Annotated in this window: 20 protein-coding genes, 1 tRNA gene and 1 riboswitch; of the genes, 17 read left to right on the top strand and 4 right to left on the bottom strand. The window is 42.8% G+C overall.

What is annotated here, in order from left to right; genetic code table 11:
- Positions 1-3 precede the first annotated feature (3 nt).
- From dinB to VEHSUH05_RS04335, 3 genes are all read left to right on the top strand, one after another.
- Entirely contained in the window at positions 4-1,410 is a 1,407-nt protein-coding gene (gene dinB, locus VEHSUH05_RS04345; protein WP_174678708.1) for a DNA polymerase IV, read from the top strand.
- Positions 1,411-1,534: 124 nt separating this feature from the next.
- Entirely contained in the window at positions 1,535-1,819 is a 285-nt protein-coding gene (locus VEHSUH05_RS04340) for a hypothetical protein (protein WP_105090836.1), read from the top strand.
- Between the two features lie 323 nt (positions 1,820-2,142).
- Positions 2,143-3,606 carry a catalase gene (locus VEHSUH05_RS04335; protein ID WP_038117460.1) on the top strand — a complete coding sequence of 488 codons (1,464 nt, stop codon included), beginning with the start codon at positions 2,143-2,145 and terminating at the stop codon, positions 3,604-3,606.
- A 136-nt stretch (positions 3,607-3,742) separates the two neighbouring features.
- Here VEHSUH05_RS04335 and VEHSUH05_RS04330 read toward each other — a convergent pair whose 3' ends face one another.
- Positions 3,743-4,489: a hypothetical protein gene (locus VEHSUH05_RS04330; RefSeq protein ID WP_105090835.1), complete on the bottom strand. Its 747-nt coding sequence runs from the start codon at positions 4,487-4,489 to the stop codon at positions 3,743-3,745.
- A 110-nt stretch (positions 4,490-4,599) separates the two neighbouring features.
- Between VEHSUH05_RS04330 and VEHSUH05_RS04325 the strand changes: the two genes are divergently transcribed.
- The 5 genes from VEHSUH05_RS04325 to VEHSUH05_RS09460 all read left to right on the top strand — a co-directional run bounded on the left by VEHSUH05_RS04325 (position 4,600) and on the right by VEHSUH05_RS09460 (position 8,429).
- Positions 4,600-4,676: transfer RNA gene (locus VEHSUH05_RS04325), tRNA-Arg, on the top strand.
- A gap of 256 nt (positions 4,677-4,932) precedes the next feature.
- Positions 4,933-6,150, top strand: a complete 1,218-nt coding sequence (locus VEHSUH05_RS04320; RefSeq protein ID WP_105090834.1) for an ATP-binding protein — start codon at positions 4,933-4,935, stop codon at positions 6,148-6,150.
- A 396-nt stretch (positions 6,151-6,546) separates the two neighbouring features.
- Positions 6,547-6,936 carry a MerR family transcriptional regulator gene (locus tag VEHSUH05_RS04315; protein WP_054674517.1) on the top strand — a complete coding sequence of 130 codons (390 nt, stop codon included), beginning with the start codon at positions 6,547-6,549 and terminating at the stop codon, positions 6,934-6,936.
- Between the two features lie 56 nt (positions 6,937-6,992).
- A complete protein-coding gene (locus tag VEHSUH05_RS04310; protein ID WP_054674519.1) occupies positions 6,993-7,841 on the top strand; it encodes an aldo/keto reductase in 849 nt (282 codons plus the stop codon).
- Positions 7,842-7,844: 3 nt separating this feature from the next.
- Complete coding sequence (locus VEHSUH05_RS09460) at positions 7,845-8,429, top strand: DapH/DapD/GlmU-related protein (RefSeq protein WP_054674521.1); 585 nt, start codon at positions 7,845-7,847, stop codon at positions 8,427-8,429.
- 52 nt (positions 8,430-8,481) lie between these two features.
- On the opposite strand, the gene VEHSUH05_RS04300 is transcribed toward VEHSUH05_RS09460, so the two are convergent.
- Positions 8,482-9,048: an NAD(P)H-dependent oxidoreductase gene (locus tag VEHSUH05_RS04300; protein WP_105090833.1), complete on the bottom strand. Its 567-nt coding sequence runs from the start codon at positions 9,046-9,048 to the stop codon at positions 8,482-8,484.
- Between the two features lie 250 nt (positions 9,049-9,298).
- Between VEHSUH05_RS04300 and VEHSUH05_RS04295 the strand changes: the two genes are divergently transcribed.
- The gene (locus VEHSUH05_RS04295) at positions 9,299-9,796 is read left to right on the top strand and encodes an ECF transporter S component (protein WP_105090832.1); all 498 of its coding nucleotides are present in this window, start codon (positions 9,299-9,301) and stop codon (positions 9,794-9,796) included.
- A gap of 180 nt (positions 9,797-9,976) precedes the next feature.
- Here the strand turns inward: VEHSUH05_RS04295 and VEHSUH05_RS09490 are convergent, their stop codons facing one another.
- Together VEHSUH05_RS09490 and VEHSUH05_RS04290 are read right to left on the bottom strand one after the other, a co-directional pair.
- Positions 9,977-10,048 (bottom strand): putative holin-like toxin, encoded by a 72-nt coding sequence (locus VEHSUH05_RS09490; protein ID WP_219565824.1) that lies wholly within the window; start codon positions 10,046-10,048, stop codon positions 9,977-9,979.
- 611 nt (positions 10,049-10,659) lie between these two features.
- Positions 10,660-11,037, bottom strand: a complete 378-nt coding sequence (locus tag VEHSUH05_RS04290) for a carboxymuconolactone decarboxylase family protein (protein WP_105090831.1) — start codon at positions 11,035-11,037, stop codon at positions 10,660-10,662.
- A 66-nt stretch (positions 11,038-11,103) separates the two neighbouring features.
- Here VEHSUH05_RS04290 and VEHSUH05_RS04285 point away from each other — a divergent pair, with 66 nt between their 5' ends.
- From VEHSUH05_RS04285 to VEHSUH05_RS04250, 8 genes are all read left to right on the top strand, one after another.
- Entirely contained in the window at positions 11,104-11,466 is a 363-nt protein-coding gene (locus tag VEHSUH05_RS04285) for a MerR family transcriptional regulator (protein WP_054674523.1), read from the top strand.
- Entirely contained in the window at positions 11,453-11,623 is a 171-nt protein-coding gene (locus VEHSUH05_RS09375) for a PhnA domain-containing protein (RefSeq protein WP_245875927.1), read from the top strand. Before VEHSUH05_RS04285 ends, VEHSUH05_RS09375 begins: the two co-directional genes overlap by 14 nt.
- Before the next feature lie 78 nt (positions 11,624-11,701).
- Complete coding sequence (locus VEHSUH05_RS04275) at positions 11,702-12,073, top strand: pyridoxamine 5'-phosphate oxidase family protein (RefSeq protein WP_054674525.1); 372 nt, start codon at positions 11,702-11,704, stop codon at positions 12,071-12,073.
- A 185-nt stretch (positions 12,074-12,258) separates the two neighbouring features.
- Positions 12,259-12,771: a phosphatidylglycerophosphatase A family protein gene (locus tag VEHSUH05_RS04270; protein ID WP_054674527.1), complete on the top strand. Its 513-nt coding sequence runs from the start codon at positions 12,259-12,261 to the stop codon at positions 12,769-12,771.
- 111 nt (positions 12,772-12,882) lie between these two features.
- Positions 12,883-13,422, top strand: coding sequence for a cysteine hydrolase family protein (locus VEHSUH05_RS04265; RefSeq protein ID WP_105090830.1), 540 nt, complete (start codon positions 12,883-12,885; stop codon positions 13,420-13,422).
- A 96-nt stretch (positions 13,423-13,518) separates the two neighbouring features.
- Complete coding sequence (locus VEHSUH05_RS04260) at positions 13,519-13,989, top strand: hypothetical protein (RefSeq protein ID WP_105090829.1); 471 nt, start codon at positions 13,519-13,521, stop codon at positions 13,987-13,989.
- 50 nt (positions 13,990-14,039) lie between these two features.
- A riboswitch (TPP riboswitch) is annotated at positions 14,040-14,146 on the top strand.
- A gap of 79 nt (positions 14,147-14,225) precedes the next feature.
- Complete coding sequence (gene thiC, locus VEHSUH05_RS04255) at positions 14,226-15,530, top strand: phosphomethylpyrimidine synthase ThiC (RefSeq protein WP_105090828.1); 1,305 nt, start codon at positions 14,226-14,228, stop codon at positions 15,528-15,530.
- A gap of 313 nt (positions 15,531-15,843) precedes the next feature.
- The gene (locus VEHSUH05_RS04250) at positions 15,844-17,493 is read left to right on the top strand and encodes a DUF438 domain-containing protein (RefSeq protein WP_105090827.1); all 1,650 of its coding nucleotides are present in this window, start codon (positions 15,844-15,846) and stop codon (positions 17,491-17,493) included.
- Positions 17,494-17,642 lie beyond the last annotated feature (149 nt).

Here is a 17,642-nt window from a genome sequence, read left to right as displayed (position 1 = left end):
TTTATGAGACGTTGGATTATGCATGTTGACATGGATGCATTCTTCGCGTCCATAGAACAACTGGATCATCCGGACTATCAAGGTCATCCCGTCATCGTGGGTGGCCTTTCTTCACGTGGTGTCGTGGCGACCTGTTCCTATGAGGCTCGTAAATTCGGGGTTCATTCGGTGATGCCCATATCGCGGGCCAAGAAGCTTTGCCCCGACGGCATTTATGTATATCCTCGGATGGATCGCTATAAAGAGGTGTCCCATCAGATTTTTTTGATTATGAAAGAATTCACGCCCTATATAGAGCCGCTTTCTATCGATGAAGCCTTTCTCGAGGTGAGCGGTATGTCCACCATGTACAAAGGGCCCAAGGAGTTAGGCCGCGCCATTAAAGACCGTGTTTACGAAGAGACAGGGCTCATCATTTCCGCCGGACTGGCGCCGAATAAATTTCTCGCCAAGCTCGCATCCGATCTGGACAAGCCGGACGGTCTCGTTGTCATTCCTTACGGCCGTGAGAAACAGGTGTTGGCGCCGCTGCCGATCAAGCGTATCTGGGGCGTAGGCCCTCATACGGAAAAATGCCTTAGAAAGGGCGGCTTTCACGTTATGCGGGATATTCAGTCCCTGACTGATGAAAGCGCTCTTATACCTCTCGTGGGAAATCAGGCGCGGCGTATTTGGGAACTGGCGAACGGCATCGATAATCGGCCCGTTGAAACGGACCGCAAAATACAGTCCGTCGGGGCCGAAGAAACATACGAAGAGGATTTGTCGGACGGTAACAGCATCGCTCTTGAGTTTCGGTACTTTGCGAACCGCCTGTCAAAACGTTTACGGAAACGGAATCTGCAGGGCCATACCGTATCGATTAAGGTCCGTTACGGCGACTTCAGCACCGTGTCCAGGCAGAAACGGCTCGATACGCCGACGGATCATGAGCATATATTCTACGAAACGGCGCAGCTGCTGTGGAATAAATTGATGGCGGACCATACTTCGGGATGCGGGGACCTCGCCGGTAAGGCCGGCAATATCAGGGATGCGTCAAGGACTACCGCCGGCGGACCGGTTGCAACGGTTGCTCGAGGCGGAGGCTCACATACGGCAGGTGCCGCAGAGTTTATTAACCCTCCGAAGCCGGTTCGTCTGTTGGGCTTATCCGTGAGCGGCCTTGATGAGGAGGTTCCTGTACAGGACAGTCTCTTCGTATCGACGCAGGATACAACGGAGAATAAACTGGCAGGTGTTCTGGATGCGCTGGAATCGAAGTTCGGCGAGACCGCCGTTATGAGCGGAGCCTTGTGGCGACGCTTTCACGGAGAGGCGGGGTCACGTCGGAAACGGTCCGAATTGAAATCCGCAACAGATGCGGGCACAGCGGATGACAAATTACCGCTCGACGAAGATCCTGATTAAAAGTCTTGATAGCACAGGTCTCTATCCTTTATAGATTGTTTATATTGAATACTTTCACGAATATAATCATTCATGATACAATATGAATATAGAATTAATAAATTACCGCAAGAGAGGTAAAGATATGAGTATATTTCGCGTAGCCATCCATTATGGCAATAACAGCAATGGGGTTCTATCTTACGATACGGATACGAAGACAGTGGCCGTTGATCTGCCGGAACAGGAATGGGTTAATAAGGTGTTAGCCTATCTGAACGAAGAACATGCCATTGAGAATGCAACGGGGCTTGATACGTATGAACTATTGAACGTAAGACCCCTTGATTCCCTGGAGAATTTGAAATTGGCGCTGACCCGTATGTGGGAAGCCATCGATGTGCAGGTCGACTGGAGTCGCCCGGCATAGTAATGAAAGCTCTCGCAACTATTATAGTTGCGGGAGCTTTTTGTTATATATAATTTTGGCTATATACGATAGGGTATGTAGGAGTTAATGTTTCTTATAAATTATCAATATAAAATGTAAATGAGAGCATGTATACACGATAATTTCACAAAATAATTTGTATGCTTCATAAAAGTATGTTATCATTAAGTCGAATTTGGATAATCATTATTCATTATAGAGATTAATTATACTAAATGAGTTATTATAAGTTATTTTTTTATAGTGTTTGATGAACAAATATGTATTAAAGTATCCGGTTATTTCTAAGTAGGAGTTATACTATGAGTGATGAAAAGAAATTAACAACAGCCTTTGGGGCACCTGTACCCGACAATCGCAATTCCGCTACAGCAGGTAAACGTGGCCCTGTATTGATGCAGGATGTCTGGTTGATGGAGAAACTGGGCCACTTTGCGCGTGAAGTGATTCCTGAACGTCGTATGCATGCGAAGGGTTCCGGCGCATTCGGTACTTTCACAGTCACCAATGACATTACGAAATATACGAAAGCGAAAATTTTCTCTGAAGTGGGTAAACAAACACCGTTATTCGTACGTTTTTCCACAGTTGCAGGCGAACGCGGTGCGGCCGATGCGGAACGCGATATTCGTGGCTTTGCCGTAAAATTCTATACAGAAGAAGGCAACTGGGACCTCGTAGGTAACAATACACCTGTATTCTTTATTCGCGATCCATTGCAATTCCCTGACTTGAACCGTGCTGTAAAACGCAATCCTAAAACAAACCTTCGCGATGCGACAGCAAACTGGGACTTCTGGTCCAGCTTGCCGGAAGCGATCCATCAAGTTACCATTGTTATGAGTGACCGCGGCATTCCTAAGTCTTATCGCACAATGCATGGCTTTGGCAGTCATACCTATAGCCTTATCAACGAAAACGATGAACGCGTATGGGTTAAATTCCATTGGGTTTGCCAACAACCTATCGAAAATCTTTCCAATGCTGAGGCGGCTGATCTTGTGGCTAATGACCGTGAAAGCCATCAACGGGATCTTTTCGATGCTATCGAACGCGGCGATTTCCCTAAATGGAAATTATGCATTCAAGTGATGACGGAAGAACAGGCTAACAACATGCCATACAATCCGTTTGACTTAACAAAGGTGTGGTATCACGATGAATTCCCATTGATTGAAGTGGGTGTGATGGAACTTAACCGCAATCCGGAAAACTACTTCCAGGATGTGGAGCAGGCTGCATTTGCACCGTCCACTATTGTACCGGGGATTTCCTTCTCCCCGGATAGAATGCTTCAAGGTCGTTTATTCTCCTATGCGGATGCACAACGCTATCGTCTCGGTGCCAACTACCATCAGATTCCTGTTAATGCTCCAAAATGTCCTGTAAACAGCTATCATCGTGATGGCCAAGGTCGTGTAGATGGTAATCATGGATCTACTATCGGCTACGCACCTAATAGCTTTGGTGAATGGGCTGAACAACCGGAATTCAAAAATCCTCCTCTCGATGTATCCGGAGCGGCTTATCAATATGACTTCTATGAAGACGACTCTGACTTCTATACACAACCGGGTAAATTATTCCGCCTCATGAGCCCTGAAAAACAACAAATCCTGTTTGAAAATACGGCAGCAGCTATGGACGGCGTACCTGATTTTATCAAAGAACGTCATGCAAAACATTGCTATCAATGTGATCCTGCTTATGGTGAAGGCGTTGCTAAAGCCTTGGGCATGAACATCGATTTCAGTGATGTAAAATAAATAATGCAAATAAAAAGGGCCTAATGATCTGCACCTCCAAAAAATGTGTTCATTTGGGGGATGCTGTTCATAAGGGCCCTTTTTGTGCTATTAAATTCTTTACTTATGTTATTAATTAAACTCTGTATCTGTGTTATTAATTAAATTCCTTACCGGTCAGATCATGATACATCAATTTAGCCAGTTCATAATGTGGATTACCCGGCTGGAGTTGATGTTTCGGGAGTTTGAATACATAATCCGTTTCGTTTTTGTCTGTGTGTATACCCTTCATGTCATCGGAACGACTCATGGAAATGGTGTGGGTCGTGGGATTAATATAATATACGTTCACATCCAGGCTGAAAGCTTTCGTTTCGCCCTTGCGCATGATGGTTTGCAGAATCATGGCTGAAATGGCTGTGGTACCATCTTTCTCACCTAACAACTGTTTAGATGTGTAATCTGCGTAATCCGCATATATATAGATATCACCCGACTTTGCCTTGTCGTAATCCCGTGTATAAGCCTCTACCATACGCAAATCGAGTTCTCTACCCAATGGTCCGGAGAACATTTCACTTTGTAATTTGCGCGTCTCACTGACAGGAGGATAGTATGGTATTGGCGTCAAGCCTTTTAACATCTCTGCACGAGTTTGATTCTTCCGTTTTGCACGGTGTTTTTCCGTGATTCTGTTTAAGCGTTCCTGTTCTTTCAGCGCCGCCTTTTCCTGTTCCTCTCTCATCTTGAAAGTTTGGACAGATACAACGCGGTTGCCTTCGATTGTCAGGGTTGAATAAATCGGGTCATCTGCCTGTACAGGGGAATCTGCATATACTGAAAGTATGCTTAATGCGGCTAATAGTGAACCTGTGATAACAGAATATGTAAATGCTTTCATTATGTAACCTCTTTCAAAATGGGGGACATCTAATATCACTCTACTAATAGTCGTATTATATCATAATCCTTGCGTATATAGATTTAAAAACGATATAATAAAGTATACATGCGTCTATAGCTCAGTAGGATAGAGCAGCAGTTTCCTAAACTGCGTGTCACTGGTTCGATTCCGGTTAGGCGCACCAGTAGAGATTTAGTAGGCATAAGGTTTTGTATAACCTTATGCCTATTTTGTCATCATTACTTTTGTATTATTCTTTAATTCGATAATTCGATTTTAGATAAAATTGAAGAGATCTAAAATTTTTGTGGAATGCCTTGTTTTAAGTTTTAAAACCTAAAGTTAATAATATAATGCATAAATTAGGTCTTAAAACCTAATTTGTGATATACTATATACAATATTAGGTTTTAAAACCTATTTTTACAAGGAGGTGTAAGATGTCTTTAATATCACGTCCACACTATTTAGATTTTTTACGACGTCACCGGGATAGACCGATTATTAAGGTTGTTTCAGGTATACGACGTTGTGGTAAATCTACATTATTTAAACTATTTCAAGATGAGTTATTATCTGACGGTGTAACGGCAGAACAGATTATTGATATTAATTTTGAGTTGATTGAATATGATAATTTACGAGATTATCGGGCTTTATACGAGTACATTAATGAACGTATTATTCCTGATACAAGAATGTATATTTTTCTTGATGAGATTCAGCATGTGTCGCAGTTTGAACGTGTAGTGGATAATTTCTTCGTACAAGATAATATAGATATATATATTACTGGTTCCAATGCGTATTTTATGTCTTCTGATATGGCTACATTACTTACGGGGCGTTATGTACAAATTGAAATGATGCCTCTATCTTATAAGGAATATGTTGATGCTTATAGTGAAAGTGGGCTTTCACGAATAGCATTATATAAAAAATATGTAAGCGAAGGTTCATTTCCGGGGCTTTTGCATATGTCTGATGATTGGCAGGGACGGCAGGATTATTTACAAGGTTTATTTAATACTGTTATTTTAAAAGATGTCGTTGATCGATTAAAAATTGCAGATATTAAATTACTTGAAAGTATTGTGAGATATATTTTGGCCAATATAGGGAGCCTGATTAATCCTACAAAGATTGCGAACTCTTTAACGAGTGCCGGACGTAAGGTGGATAATAAAACTGTGGAACGTTATCTTAGAGGGCTAGAGGACAGTTTGTTATTATATGAAGTGGAGCGTTTTGACGTACGTGGCAAGGAATTATTGCGGCTGCGTCCTAAGTATTATGTAGTGGATACAGCTTTTAAACAGTTTCTTTTACCGGAAGTCGATCGTGATACGGGGCATATTTTAGAAAATATCGTTTATCTTGAATTGCGTCGCCGAGGTTATAATGTTTATGTCGGACAATTAGCAAAGGGTGAAGTTGATTTTGTTGCACAAAAACCTGGCGGCATATTAGAGTACTATCAAGTATCGGAAACCGTATTAGATCCGAATACGCGAGAGCGAGAATTAGCACCACTAGAAGCCATTAGAGATCAATATCCTAAATACTTACTTACGATGGATGAAATTTATAAGACTAATAATTATAACGGCATTCAGCAATATAATGTGCTGGACTGGTTGTTAGGTGAATCCTTGTGAGCATTTACAATTGGATTCAAAAAAAATTCTTCGACACCTATGAAGAATGGCATATGAAAAGTCCTATTCGCGAATCTGGTGTTAAGGAACTAGATATTGCTACTGATGAAAACTTAGACACTATACTACATAGAGCGCCCTAGTAATTTACTAGGGCGTTTTGTGTAAAGAGAGCAGTATATTTGGTATGATGAAGGTAAGTAATAAAAGACTGTGTTAAGAGGTATTAGCATAATGGAGCAGATTAATCAAGCAGATACGACATATGCTGTATCGAGGCAGGTATTTACTATTGATGGACGAAGATTTTCTATATATAATTCACTCTTGACTTAGAGCTAACTCCAAGTTGTATGATGTGTATAGAGAGTGTGATTACCATATATAGGAGTCAAAATGCTTATAAAAGAAGTATGCAAAAAATATAATATAACGGCAGATGCATTGAGATACTATGAACACGTGGGAGCAATTCCTAAGGTATCACGTACAAGTGGAGGTATTCGCGATTTTTCTGAAGAAGATCTCAAGTGGGTAGAGAATGTAATATGTATGAGAAGTGCAGGTGTTCCTGTGGACATGATTACAGAATATGTGAGATTGTTTCAAATGGGAGATGAAACTTTTGAGATGAGATGTGATTTACTGAAAGCGGCTAGGGAGAAAGTGGTAGAAGCAAGAAAAAAATACGATGATGCGCTTAATCGTTTGAATTACAAAATTGATAAATATGAAGAAGCATGTAAAACCGGTATTTTAATATGGGATCAAGAAACCATAAAATAGTAAAGAGCTATCACGGATGAGTAATAACAATATTAAATTACATAAGGAGAACCGTAATGGAAACATTTAAATTGAACAATAGCGTAGAAATGCCAAAAATTGGAATAGGAACATATTTGCTTGAACCTAAAGATGCAGAAAATAGTGTAAAATTTGCGCTCGAAAATGGGTACCATATGGTAGACACGGCGAATGCGTACTGTAATGAAAGAGCCGTTGGGCGAGGCATAAAACTCTCCGGTATGAACAGAGAAGAAGTATTTGTATCTACCAAACTTTGGCCTACTGAATATGAGAATGAAAATGCGGTTGATGAAACCTTGGAACGTTTAGATCTTGATTATATAGATTTATTATTTTTGCATCAGCCGACAGGCAATTGGGAAAAGGGATATAAGATGATTGAAGCGGACTATAAAGCGGGAAAGGTAAAGGCTATAGGCGTATCGAATTTTGAAGGAAAGTATATTGAAGAACTGTTTAACATGTGTGAAATTAAACCACAAGTTATACAGGTGGAATGTCATCCGTTTTATCCACAGACAGAGCTTAGAAAAATAACAGATAAAGAGAATATAAGGATTATGTCCTGGTATCCACTTGGTGGAAAAGGCATGACGGCGGATCTTTTGGACAGTCAGATTATAAAGGATATTGCTGAAAAATATAATAAAAGTAGTGCCCAGGTTGTTCTTAGATGGCATATACAAATGGGATTCATTACAATTCCCGGCAGTAAAAATCCGGAGCACATCAAAGCAAATGCTGAAATATTTGATTTCGAACTTTCAAAAGAAGATATGGAAAATATAGAAACATTAAATGTCGGAAAAAGACGGTACATAAGAACCGAAAAGGCATTAGATGACTTCGCAAAATGGAAGCCATCTTTTGAAAAGGAGTAAATTATGGATTATACAAAAGGTTATGTGTATGACTTAATGGATCAAGGCGGGCCTACAGATGTAAGAGAGCCATATTTTGCAGAAGCTATTGACGAGATGATGCGGTCAAGAACATTATGCGCCAAGGCTAACGCCGTCATGCCGAATGATTTAACATACGTTGAGTATTTAGAAACATTATTTAATCGTAAATTAGATGATGTGAGGATATTAACTCCGTTCATCTGTGATTTCGGCAATCGTGTAACCTTTGGTAAAAATGTGTTCATTAATCATTCCGTTGTTTTATCCGCATCAGGTGGAATAGAATTTAAAGATGGTGCCATGCTGGCACCCTGTGTTAGGATTGCGACGATTAATCATGATTTAAATGAAAGACATACTAAGTATGTTTATGGAAAGGTGACAATTGGTAAAAATGCATGGATTGGCATGAATGTCACTATATGTCCAGGCGTTACAATAGGAGATTATGCCGTTGTAGGTGCCGGTGCAGTAGTTACAAAAGATGTGCCTGACTATGCTGTCGTTGCCGGTGTTCCTGCAAAGATTATTAAATATCAAGATGAAAAAAATCAAAAAGAATGATTTCTTGCAGCATGAGGCTGAATAGCTAAAAAATATAGTCTACAAAAGAATTTTAAATACTGCCGGCGATATTAGCGATTTTGTCTAAGAAACGCCGGCGTTTTTCGTCTGAGCTGTTTTCCGTGCCCGCCAACTGGGTATGTGTAACCGGTTTGATGCCGCAGGATTTCAGAACCTGATTTTTTAACACCTTGCCATAGTCCTGAATAAACGGCGTCAGAAAGGCGGGAGTGTTGTGGGTAGTGATGACCCAGGCGGATTTCCCCTGTAAATGACCTATAAGGCCTCTTTTACCGTATGAATAGGCAAAGCCCGCTGTAAATACGCGATCGATAAAGCCTTTGAGCATAGCCGGCATACCGCTCCACCAAATCGGGTAGATACAGATGATATGGTCCGCCCAAGTAATTAAATTGCGATATTTTTCCATGTCCGGTACGGTGCTTAGATCTCGCCGCTTGTGCGTGTCATCAAATCGCAACACGGGGTCGAACTGTTCCTCATATAAATCCAAGGTGTTCACATTGTGGTTCTTTGAAAGATTTTCTTGCACTGCTTTCAGAATGGTATAGTTGAAACTCTGATGGTTGGGATAGGTGTAAATGATTAAAATATTCATGGTGAGTTCCTTTCTGTCGGGGTAACATCAGCTACATGGAATCGGGTGATTGAACGTATTAAATCAATCGGCCGGGATGAACCGAATAGCCAAAATGATGGTATACCGTATGAATAATATGATAATATCCGTACTCGGTTAAGGCTTGGTGAAGAGCATTTCATTTGCGGCTGTTGATATAAAGTTATATGATATAGGCATGTGATATGTTTTATTCACATGTCTATTTTAATTGTATAAGGAGGACGCTATGCAACACGTTCCAACCCGCAGTGCTACGTTCACGTTAGTACTCACAGCCGTATTGATTGCCCTCGCCACATTGCTCACAATGTACACCAAAGTTCCGGTGCCCGGCATTCGCGGCTATTTCAATGTAGGTGATGTCGTTATCATGACATCCGCTCTGTTACTGGGGCCTAAACAGGGTGCCTATATCGGTGCCATCGGGCCGGCCTTAGCCGATTTATTTCTCGGCTATACCATATTCGTGCCGATTACCTTTGTTGTGAAAGGCATCGAAGGCTATCTTGTGGGCACACTGTATAATAAAACGTCCGTCGCATCCGCACTGGTGGCGACCGTCGTAGGCGGTATCGTCATCGTCGCGGGCTACTTTATCGCCGAATACTTTGTGTTTGATCCGGGCGTAGCCGTTGCAAGTATTTTGACTAATACTATTCAAGCGGTTATGAGCGTTATTATTAGCGTGATACTCTATGCGATTTTGCGCAAACGACTTGGATAGTAAATTGACAGTCTTTAGAATTCAGACTATACTATAAGTACAAAAGAGCCAATTAACGTGTTCTAGGCGTTAGGCTCATCAAAGAATTGTGAATTTGATAAACCTAACGTGTCTAAGTATTGCCGTACTTAGTCTTGAACGTTAGGTTTATCTTATTTTGTAATCAATATATTATATTGATTATTTCTTAAGAATTAACACTACGAGGGTAGCGAATAAAATCATTAATGATAATGCTTCGTATACAGTCATAATGTCACCTCCCTCAAAAGACGGAGATGAACCCAACTCACGTTAATGGCTCTTTCGTTATTAGTATATAGCAGAAATTATTGATTGAAAAATATGAATTAATTTCGTACAACTTGTACACAAATAAAAGGGAGACTCTATTAAGAGGCTCCCTTTGTTAGTTATAAATAGGCTAATATTTATTAATAGATTTTTATTGCATAGAACATAAGTTCGGTTTATAATGAATTTAAGATAGTCGAATGAGGTTGGGTCGCCCTTTTTCTTTGAAGGGGGTGAAAGCCTATGAATGCTTATGAAGTCATTATGATTGTCCTCGGGATATTAACGGTGGTTATTTCCTTTGGCGCATTGATAGTGCTGATTTGTCGTAATAACGACAAATAGCCCTTCGTTACCAACCGGTAGCTGAAAACGAAAGGCCATTTCTACATGTCTAATTGTGTTCAGGGATGAGCCTGACGGAACTACTCGTCGACTATCTCTTTATTACATTATAATGAGATTGGTGTATATCGTCAATCTGGATGCGTCGTGTAATGTACATAATATAATAATGTTGTTGAGAGGGCCCGTCGGGATCCTCTATTTTTGTTGCCGTCGTTCCTTAATTACAATACGTTTCGTTCTTCAAAGACTGCTTTCACCGTAAACAGCGCATTCAGTACGCGTGGAAATCCCGCATAGGGGATGCAATGTGTGCAGACCTCTACGATTTGCTCTGGTGCGATACCGACGTTGAGTGCCGCGTTGGTATGTACTTTCAGCTGAGCCTCGCAACCGCCCAGTGTTAAAAGGGACGCGAGCGTAATCAGTTCCCGTTCCTTGAAATCCAGGTTGGGGCGCGTGTAGATGTCGCCGAACAGCTCGACCAATAAATCGGCTATGGCCGGTGAAATCTCTTGAAGTGTGTTATACACCTCCTCGCCGTGTAGCCCGTCAATTTGTTTCAATGTGTTCATACCGATGTTAAAGCGTGTTTCTTTCATAATTATTACCTCCTTCTGGACGTATGATATATGCTCGAGTATACTTGAGGTCAAGGTGGTGAAAGTATGAAAATCGGTGAATTTTCAAAATTGGTGGGACTGCTCATTTCCACATTGCGATATTATGAGGATCAAGGGTTCCTTCACATCGAGCGACAGAACGGCATTCGCAATTACCATGCGGAGGATGTGGGCTTTGTGCAGTTTATTAAACGCTTGAAAGACATGGGAATGCCGCTTGCGAATATCAAGCGATATGCGGACTTACGGTATGCCGGAGCTCATACGGTCCGTGAAAGAATGACACTGTTGCAGGAACACTATCAGTTTATTGAGAACGAAATCAAACGATTGGAAGGCTATAAGAATAATCTTGAAGATAAGTTGGAGTTGTATGAAACTTTAATAAAGAAAAATGAGATTGAGTAGATTTTATTGTAGATATCATATAGCCGTCATATCAATATGTAGCCCGGTTTCTAAGATATGGTGGACCGCTGCAAACGACGGTCACGATATCGATTGTAAACTTGACGGTTTTGGTGCTATGGTGCTGAAATCGGAGATGGTTAAGAAATGGTATTGAAAACTACTATTAATTGTACGCTCCATATGGTATGATATTTATATCGAAAAAAATGTATTCGATAAGGAGGTCATATAGATGTTACCGGAAAAATTATTAGAAGTTCTTAAGCATGAAGGTGTGGTATCTATTACAACGTGGGCGAATGGTGAAGCGCATGTAACGAATACTTGGAACTCCTATTTGAAGGTTGATGGTGATGATCTTTGGGTGCCTGCGGCAGGTTTAACAAGTTCAGAAAATGATTTGAAAATTAACAATCGCGCTATCGTTACATTAGGCGCTCGCGAAGTAGAAGGCTTTAACGGTTACCAAGGGACAGGGTTCCGCTTGGAATGTACTACATCTTTCATCCGTGAAGGTGAAGTATTTGATAAGATGTATGCGGAATATCCATTTATTAACCGGGTTCTGATACTACACGTACAATCTGCTAAACAATTATTATAATTATTAATACCCCTGCTATTTCAGTAGGAATGTAAATAGAAGGATAATCCTCGCCGACTCGAATTCGACGGGGATTTTTTCATGGTATAATTATTTATATACTGCTATTGAGAAAGAGTGGATACCGGTAGCGCTTACATTTTGAGGCGGCACCTATCCTCTGATACTTGATGAAAGGAGACGTTATGGAATCGACAAAAGACTTGGAAAAATACACATATGAACTGCTGGCGGAGCGTGGCGTTACATTGGAAGACATCGCCGAGCTGGTGCTGTACGTGCAGAAACCGTATATGCCTAATCTCAGCATCGACGAGTGCCGTGACAGCGTGGCATCCGTATTGGCTAAGCGCGAGGTACATAATGCGATTCTTACGGGCGTGGAACTCGATAAATTGGCGGAGCAGAACAAGCTGTCTCAGCCGTTACAACATATCGTGACCCATGATGAAAGCCTTTACGGCATCGATGAAATCCTGGCGTTTTCCATCGTTAACCTGTACGGATCTATCGGCTTTACGAATTACGGTTACTTGGATAAGGTAAAACCGGGTATTATCAAGGATTTAGACAGTGAAGTCGGTGGCCGTTGCAATACATTCCTCGATGATCTGGTAGGTGCCGTGGCCGCTGCAGCGGCGGGCCGCATTGCGCATAATGAACCGCATCGCGTGCAACATGCGTTGGCGGATGAGTAAATAGCTGTTACGGTCAGTTTACAGCAGTACGGATACAGTAATAATTGGAATACCGGATACGGCAATAATTAATGGCAGATATATTAGTATACTTAATGTACAGGAGGTTATATGCAGAACGTTCTTGTAGTTATCGATATGCAACATGATTTTGTGGACGGTGCCCTCGGTTCTCCTCAGGCGGAGGCCATCGTCGCCAATGTGCGCAAAAAAATAGAGTCCTTTCATGGACCTATCATATTTACGCGAGATACTCATGACAGTCATTACCTTGACAGCCAGGAGGGCAAGCTGTTACCTGTGTCGCACTGCATAAAAGGAACGGACGGCTGGCATATCGTGGACGGGCTGATCGAGGCTGCTGAAAGTCGTAAAATCATGAGCCCTGTGTCATTCATAGATAAGCCGAATTTTGCGTCTTTTGAGCTGTTGAGCCGTTTGGAAGGCATGCACACCGTTAACCCTATTGAATCGATTACGCTTGTGGGGCTCTGTACGGACATCTGCGTTGTATCGAATGCGCTTATTTTGAAAGCGGGTCTGCCGGAGGTTCCGATTCATGTGGACGCGTCCTGTTGTGCGGGGGTTACCCCGGAATCGCATGATGCGGCGCTCAAAACGATGCAGGCCTGTCAGTGTATTATCGACTGAACCTCATTGGGGCGGGTTTATTGATATATATAATTGACATTTGTCATGATGGACTCAGTTGTTGTTCGTGTAGGTAAATATAAAGGAGGTTTGCATATGAAAAAGATAGCATTATTAGGGGCTATTGCGTTAGCACTTTTATTCTTCTTCGGAGGGCTAAGAAATACCTTTGCGTATGTATATCCTAAACATCTGAATGGTGATCCGAATTATATTTTAACCTATGGACACATGAACTATGGTACGTATCTGGACAAGTCCTCTGTGAAAGTAGTCTCTGAAGGGCCTGATAGAATTGTGTATTCCGTTGAAACCGTGTCCGGTCTGGTGTTGGACGATGGTGACGAGTGGATTGTTCCGGCGAAGGATATGAAGCCCGGCAGCATGGTTATCATGCGTATATATGATGATCCGTGGAATGTGGTGTATACATACAATCAGGAAGACCAAACCTGGAAAGAACAGGATTTGAATAATACATTCGGTTATAATCAAGGCTTTTTAGGTATTGTTGCGGAATCTTGGAAGGTATTAACCGGCGGTCCGTATCCTAATTTGGTTCGTTAATTTATTGAATTATTATTCAAAGAGTGATATGCTGTAGAAGAATTACATAGCAGAGTATGCAAGGGAGCCTATGGAATAGGCTGAGAAAGGGCTATCAGCACCTGACCTTTGACCTGATCGGGATCATGCCCGCGTAGGAAGCACGCAGACACCATAAAAGGGTATCGATCGAGTATCGGTGCCCTTTTTCTTGTATACAAAGCTGAATGATTATATTCAAGAGGAGGAAATGTAAAATGTTTTACACTCAATTGGAGGCCGCTAAAGAAGGCTTTGTTACAGATGAAATGAAAATTGTCGCTCAAAAGGAAGGTATTCCTGAAGAGCGGTTGCGGGAACTGGTCGCCGCCGGACAGGTCGTGATTCCGTGTAATCGTAATCATATCTGTATCGACCCTGAGGGAATCGGCAAAGCTTTGCGGACCAAGATTAATGTCAACCTGGGGACATCGCGAGATGTAACGGATTATGACAGTGAAATGGAAAAGGTGAACTGGGCGATTCGATTGGGCGCCGAATCTATTATGGATCTATCGACGCATGGAGATACCCGAATTTTCAGGCGTAAGCTGACCGGTGAGTGTAAAGCCATGATCGGTACGGTTCCCGTATACGACAGTGTCATTCATCATAAAAAGGATTTGGCGGAGCTCACGGCGGAGGACTTTTTGGATACCATACGATTACATGCGGAGGACGGCGTTGACTTTGTGACACTGCACTGCGGCATAACGCGGCAGACTATCGATCAAATCAGAAAACACAAGCGCAGACTGAACATTGTGAGCCGCGGAGGCAGCCTGTTATTTGCGTGGATGAGCATGACCGGTCAGGAAAATCCGTTCTACGAATACTTTGATGATATATTGGAGATTTGTCGACTTCATGACGTGACCATATCTTTGGGAGATGCATGCCGTCCCGGCTGCCTCGCGGATGCTACGGATGTGTGCCAGATCGAGGAGCTGGTGCGATTAGGTGAATTAACTAAACGAGCTCGCGAAAAAGGCGTGCAGGTTATCGTGGAAGGCCCTGGGCATGTGCCGCTCAACCAGATTCAGGCGAATATGGAATTGGAGGACTCTTTGTGCGGCAGTGCCCCATTCTATGTGTTGGGACCATTGGTTACGGATATTGCACCCGGCTATGATCACATTACGGCCGCTATCGGCGGGGCTGTGGCGGGAATGCACGGTGCATCCTTCCTATGCTATGTGACACCTGCGGAACATTTGGCTCTGCCCAATGCGGAGGATGTGAAAGAGGGCATCATGGCCTTTAAAATTGCAGCCCATGCGGCCGACATCGCACGAGGCATTCGGGGGGCACGTGATCGGGATGATGCGATGGCGGACGCGAGAAAAGTTCTTGACTGGGAGCAGCAATACGCTTGTGCCATTGACCCTGAAAGAGCGCGAAGCATCCGCGACAGCCGTGCGCCGGAGAAAGATCATAGCGAAACCTGCAGCATGTGCGGTAAGTTCTGTGCCGTTCGCAGCATGAATAAGGCGTTGAATAGCGAATATATAGATATTTTGTAGTTTTATTTTGTTAAGACAAATAGGTGGTATAGTTCTTTTTAGCTTGAGTGGATGCGATTTTATCTATACATCACATAGAAAATAAATATAGCGGGTAGTTGATCCGTGAACTGAATGCCGAAATGGATATGGTTTTGGTGTGCAGTTTGATGCGAGGGTCGACTATCCGCTATTTTTGATAATATTTTTTATAACTTTCAAAAGTATATCCATGGATACAGAAATTATAATCGATATCGTTTATCATAGGATTATAAGTTGTAAAATATCGCGAAATACGTATTATATAGAAATTGATAACGAGGTAATTAACATGGAAAAGAAATTAGATTTATCCAAATCCGTTTATGATTTGGTGAAAGCATATCCGGAAGTAGCGGATATCATGAAGGAACTGGGGTTCAGCGAGATTACGAATAAGATCATGCTGAATTCCGTCGGTAAGATTATGACGATCCCGAAAGGGGCCAAGATGAAAGGTGTCTCTATGATCGATATCGTGGGGGCTTTTATGAAAGCTGGATTCGTGCTGGAAGGGCAGATGCCGGACTTGCACGGCGATGTATCGGCGGAATCTACGGCTGAAAACCGTTCATCTATAGATGCGCCACAGACTGCAACCGAGACAGTGGGCACGGCAAAATCGGATAAAACCGCGATTCATAGCAATAACGATGAAACTCATGGCGCTAACGACAGTAACGCAGAAGCTGACACCGATGATACAGTTAACGACAGTGAACGCGTGGAGCAGCTGAAAGGTTATTTGAAGCGGTTGGGGACCGGCGAAGACCTCGGCTCCGTTCGTGAAGATTTTGCAAGTCAATTTGCACATGTTGAGGCCAGTGAAATCATGAAAGCCGAACAAGGGCTCATGCGCGAAGGCACACCATTGGCGGAGGTACAGCAGTTATGTGATCTTCACTCCGCATTGTTCCACGGCTCTACCATCCATGAACAGATGGAGGCTGAACACGCCAAGGTGGAGGCCGTTTTAGAGGCTCAGGAACAGAGTAAAAGCGTAGTGTCCTTAATCGAGACAGTCGGTCATCCCCTCAATCAGTTGACGGAAGAGAACAAGGCGCTTGATGCTTTGATTGAAGCGACAAAGGCCAAAATCGCCGATAAGACTGTTACCGTAGAGGACGTGAACGCGGTGCGCCGGGTATCGGTTCATTACGCGAAGAAGGGAGACCTTTTATACCCGCATCTAAAGGTAGCCTATGATATTTCCGGTCCGTCCATGGTTATGTGGACCGTCGATGGGGATATTCGCGACGGCTTTGGCCGTTTAGCTAAGGCGAATATCTTTGACCGGGCGTGGTATGACGACTTTGATGCACTCCTTACGCGCGCTCAGGAGATGATTTACAAGGAACAGAATATTCTGTTCCCGATTTGTGCGGAGAACTTCACTGCTGAAGAATGGTATCGAATTTACAAGGATGCTAAAGACTACGACGTTATCTTCGGCGTGGAACCGGCTGTTTGGGCGGAGGCGGAATCTGCTTTGGCTGAAAGCACTACAAAGGCAAGCGCAGCTGAACGGGATGCAGGAACAAACGGAGACAGTCATACCATCGCCCTCATTGGCGGCAGCTTGACCTTTGACCAGTTAGAGGCCATGCTCAACACCATGCCGATGGAGATTACCTTTGTTGATCACGAAGATATCAACCGGTACTTCAACGACGGAGAAAAGGTGTTTAAACGTCCTACCACGGCTATCGGTAGAGATGTATTCTCCTGCCATCCTCCGAAGGTGGAACCGATCGTGCGCGGCATTATTGACTCCTTCCGCAAGGGTGAACGCGACAATGTAGCGGTATGGCTCGAAAAGCAGGGCCGTCCGTTCTACGTCAATTATATGGCTGTACGCGACGGGCACAAGAATTACCTTGGTACGTTGGAACTCGTACAGGACATGCAATTTGCAAAAGATCATTTCGTTAGAACTAAATAAGACCCTATATATGTGGTAACCTGAATAGGTAACATATATAGGACATATATGAAAAAGAGGCTGCTCTAACACCGTTTGATGGTAGAGCAGCCTTTTTGTATGCCTTATAGTTTACCGCACATATATCCCTGTATGTACTAAGGTTGTGT

It is taken from the genome of Veillonella denticariosi JCM 15641 (assembly GCF_002959855.1).
Classification (GTDB): Bacteria; Bacillota; Negativicutes; order Veillonellales; family Veillonellaceae; genus Veillonella; species Veillonella denticariosi.
This window is presented reverse-complemented; position numbering and strand designations above follow the sequence as displayed.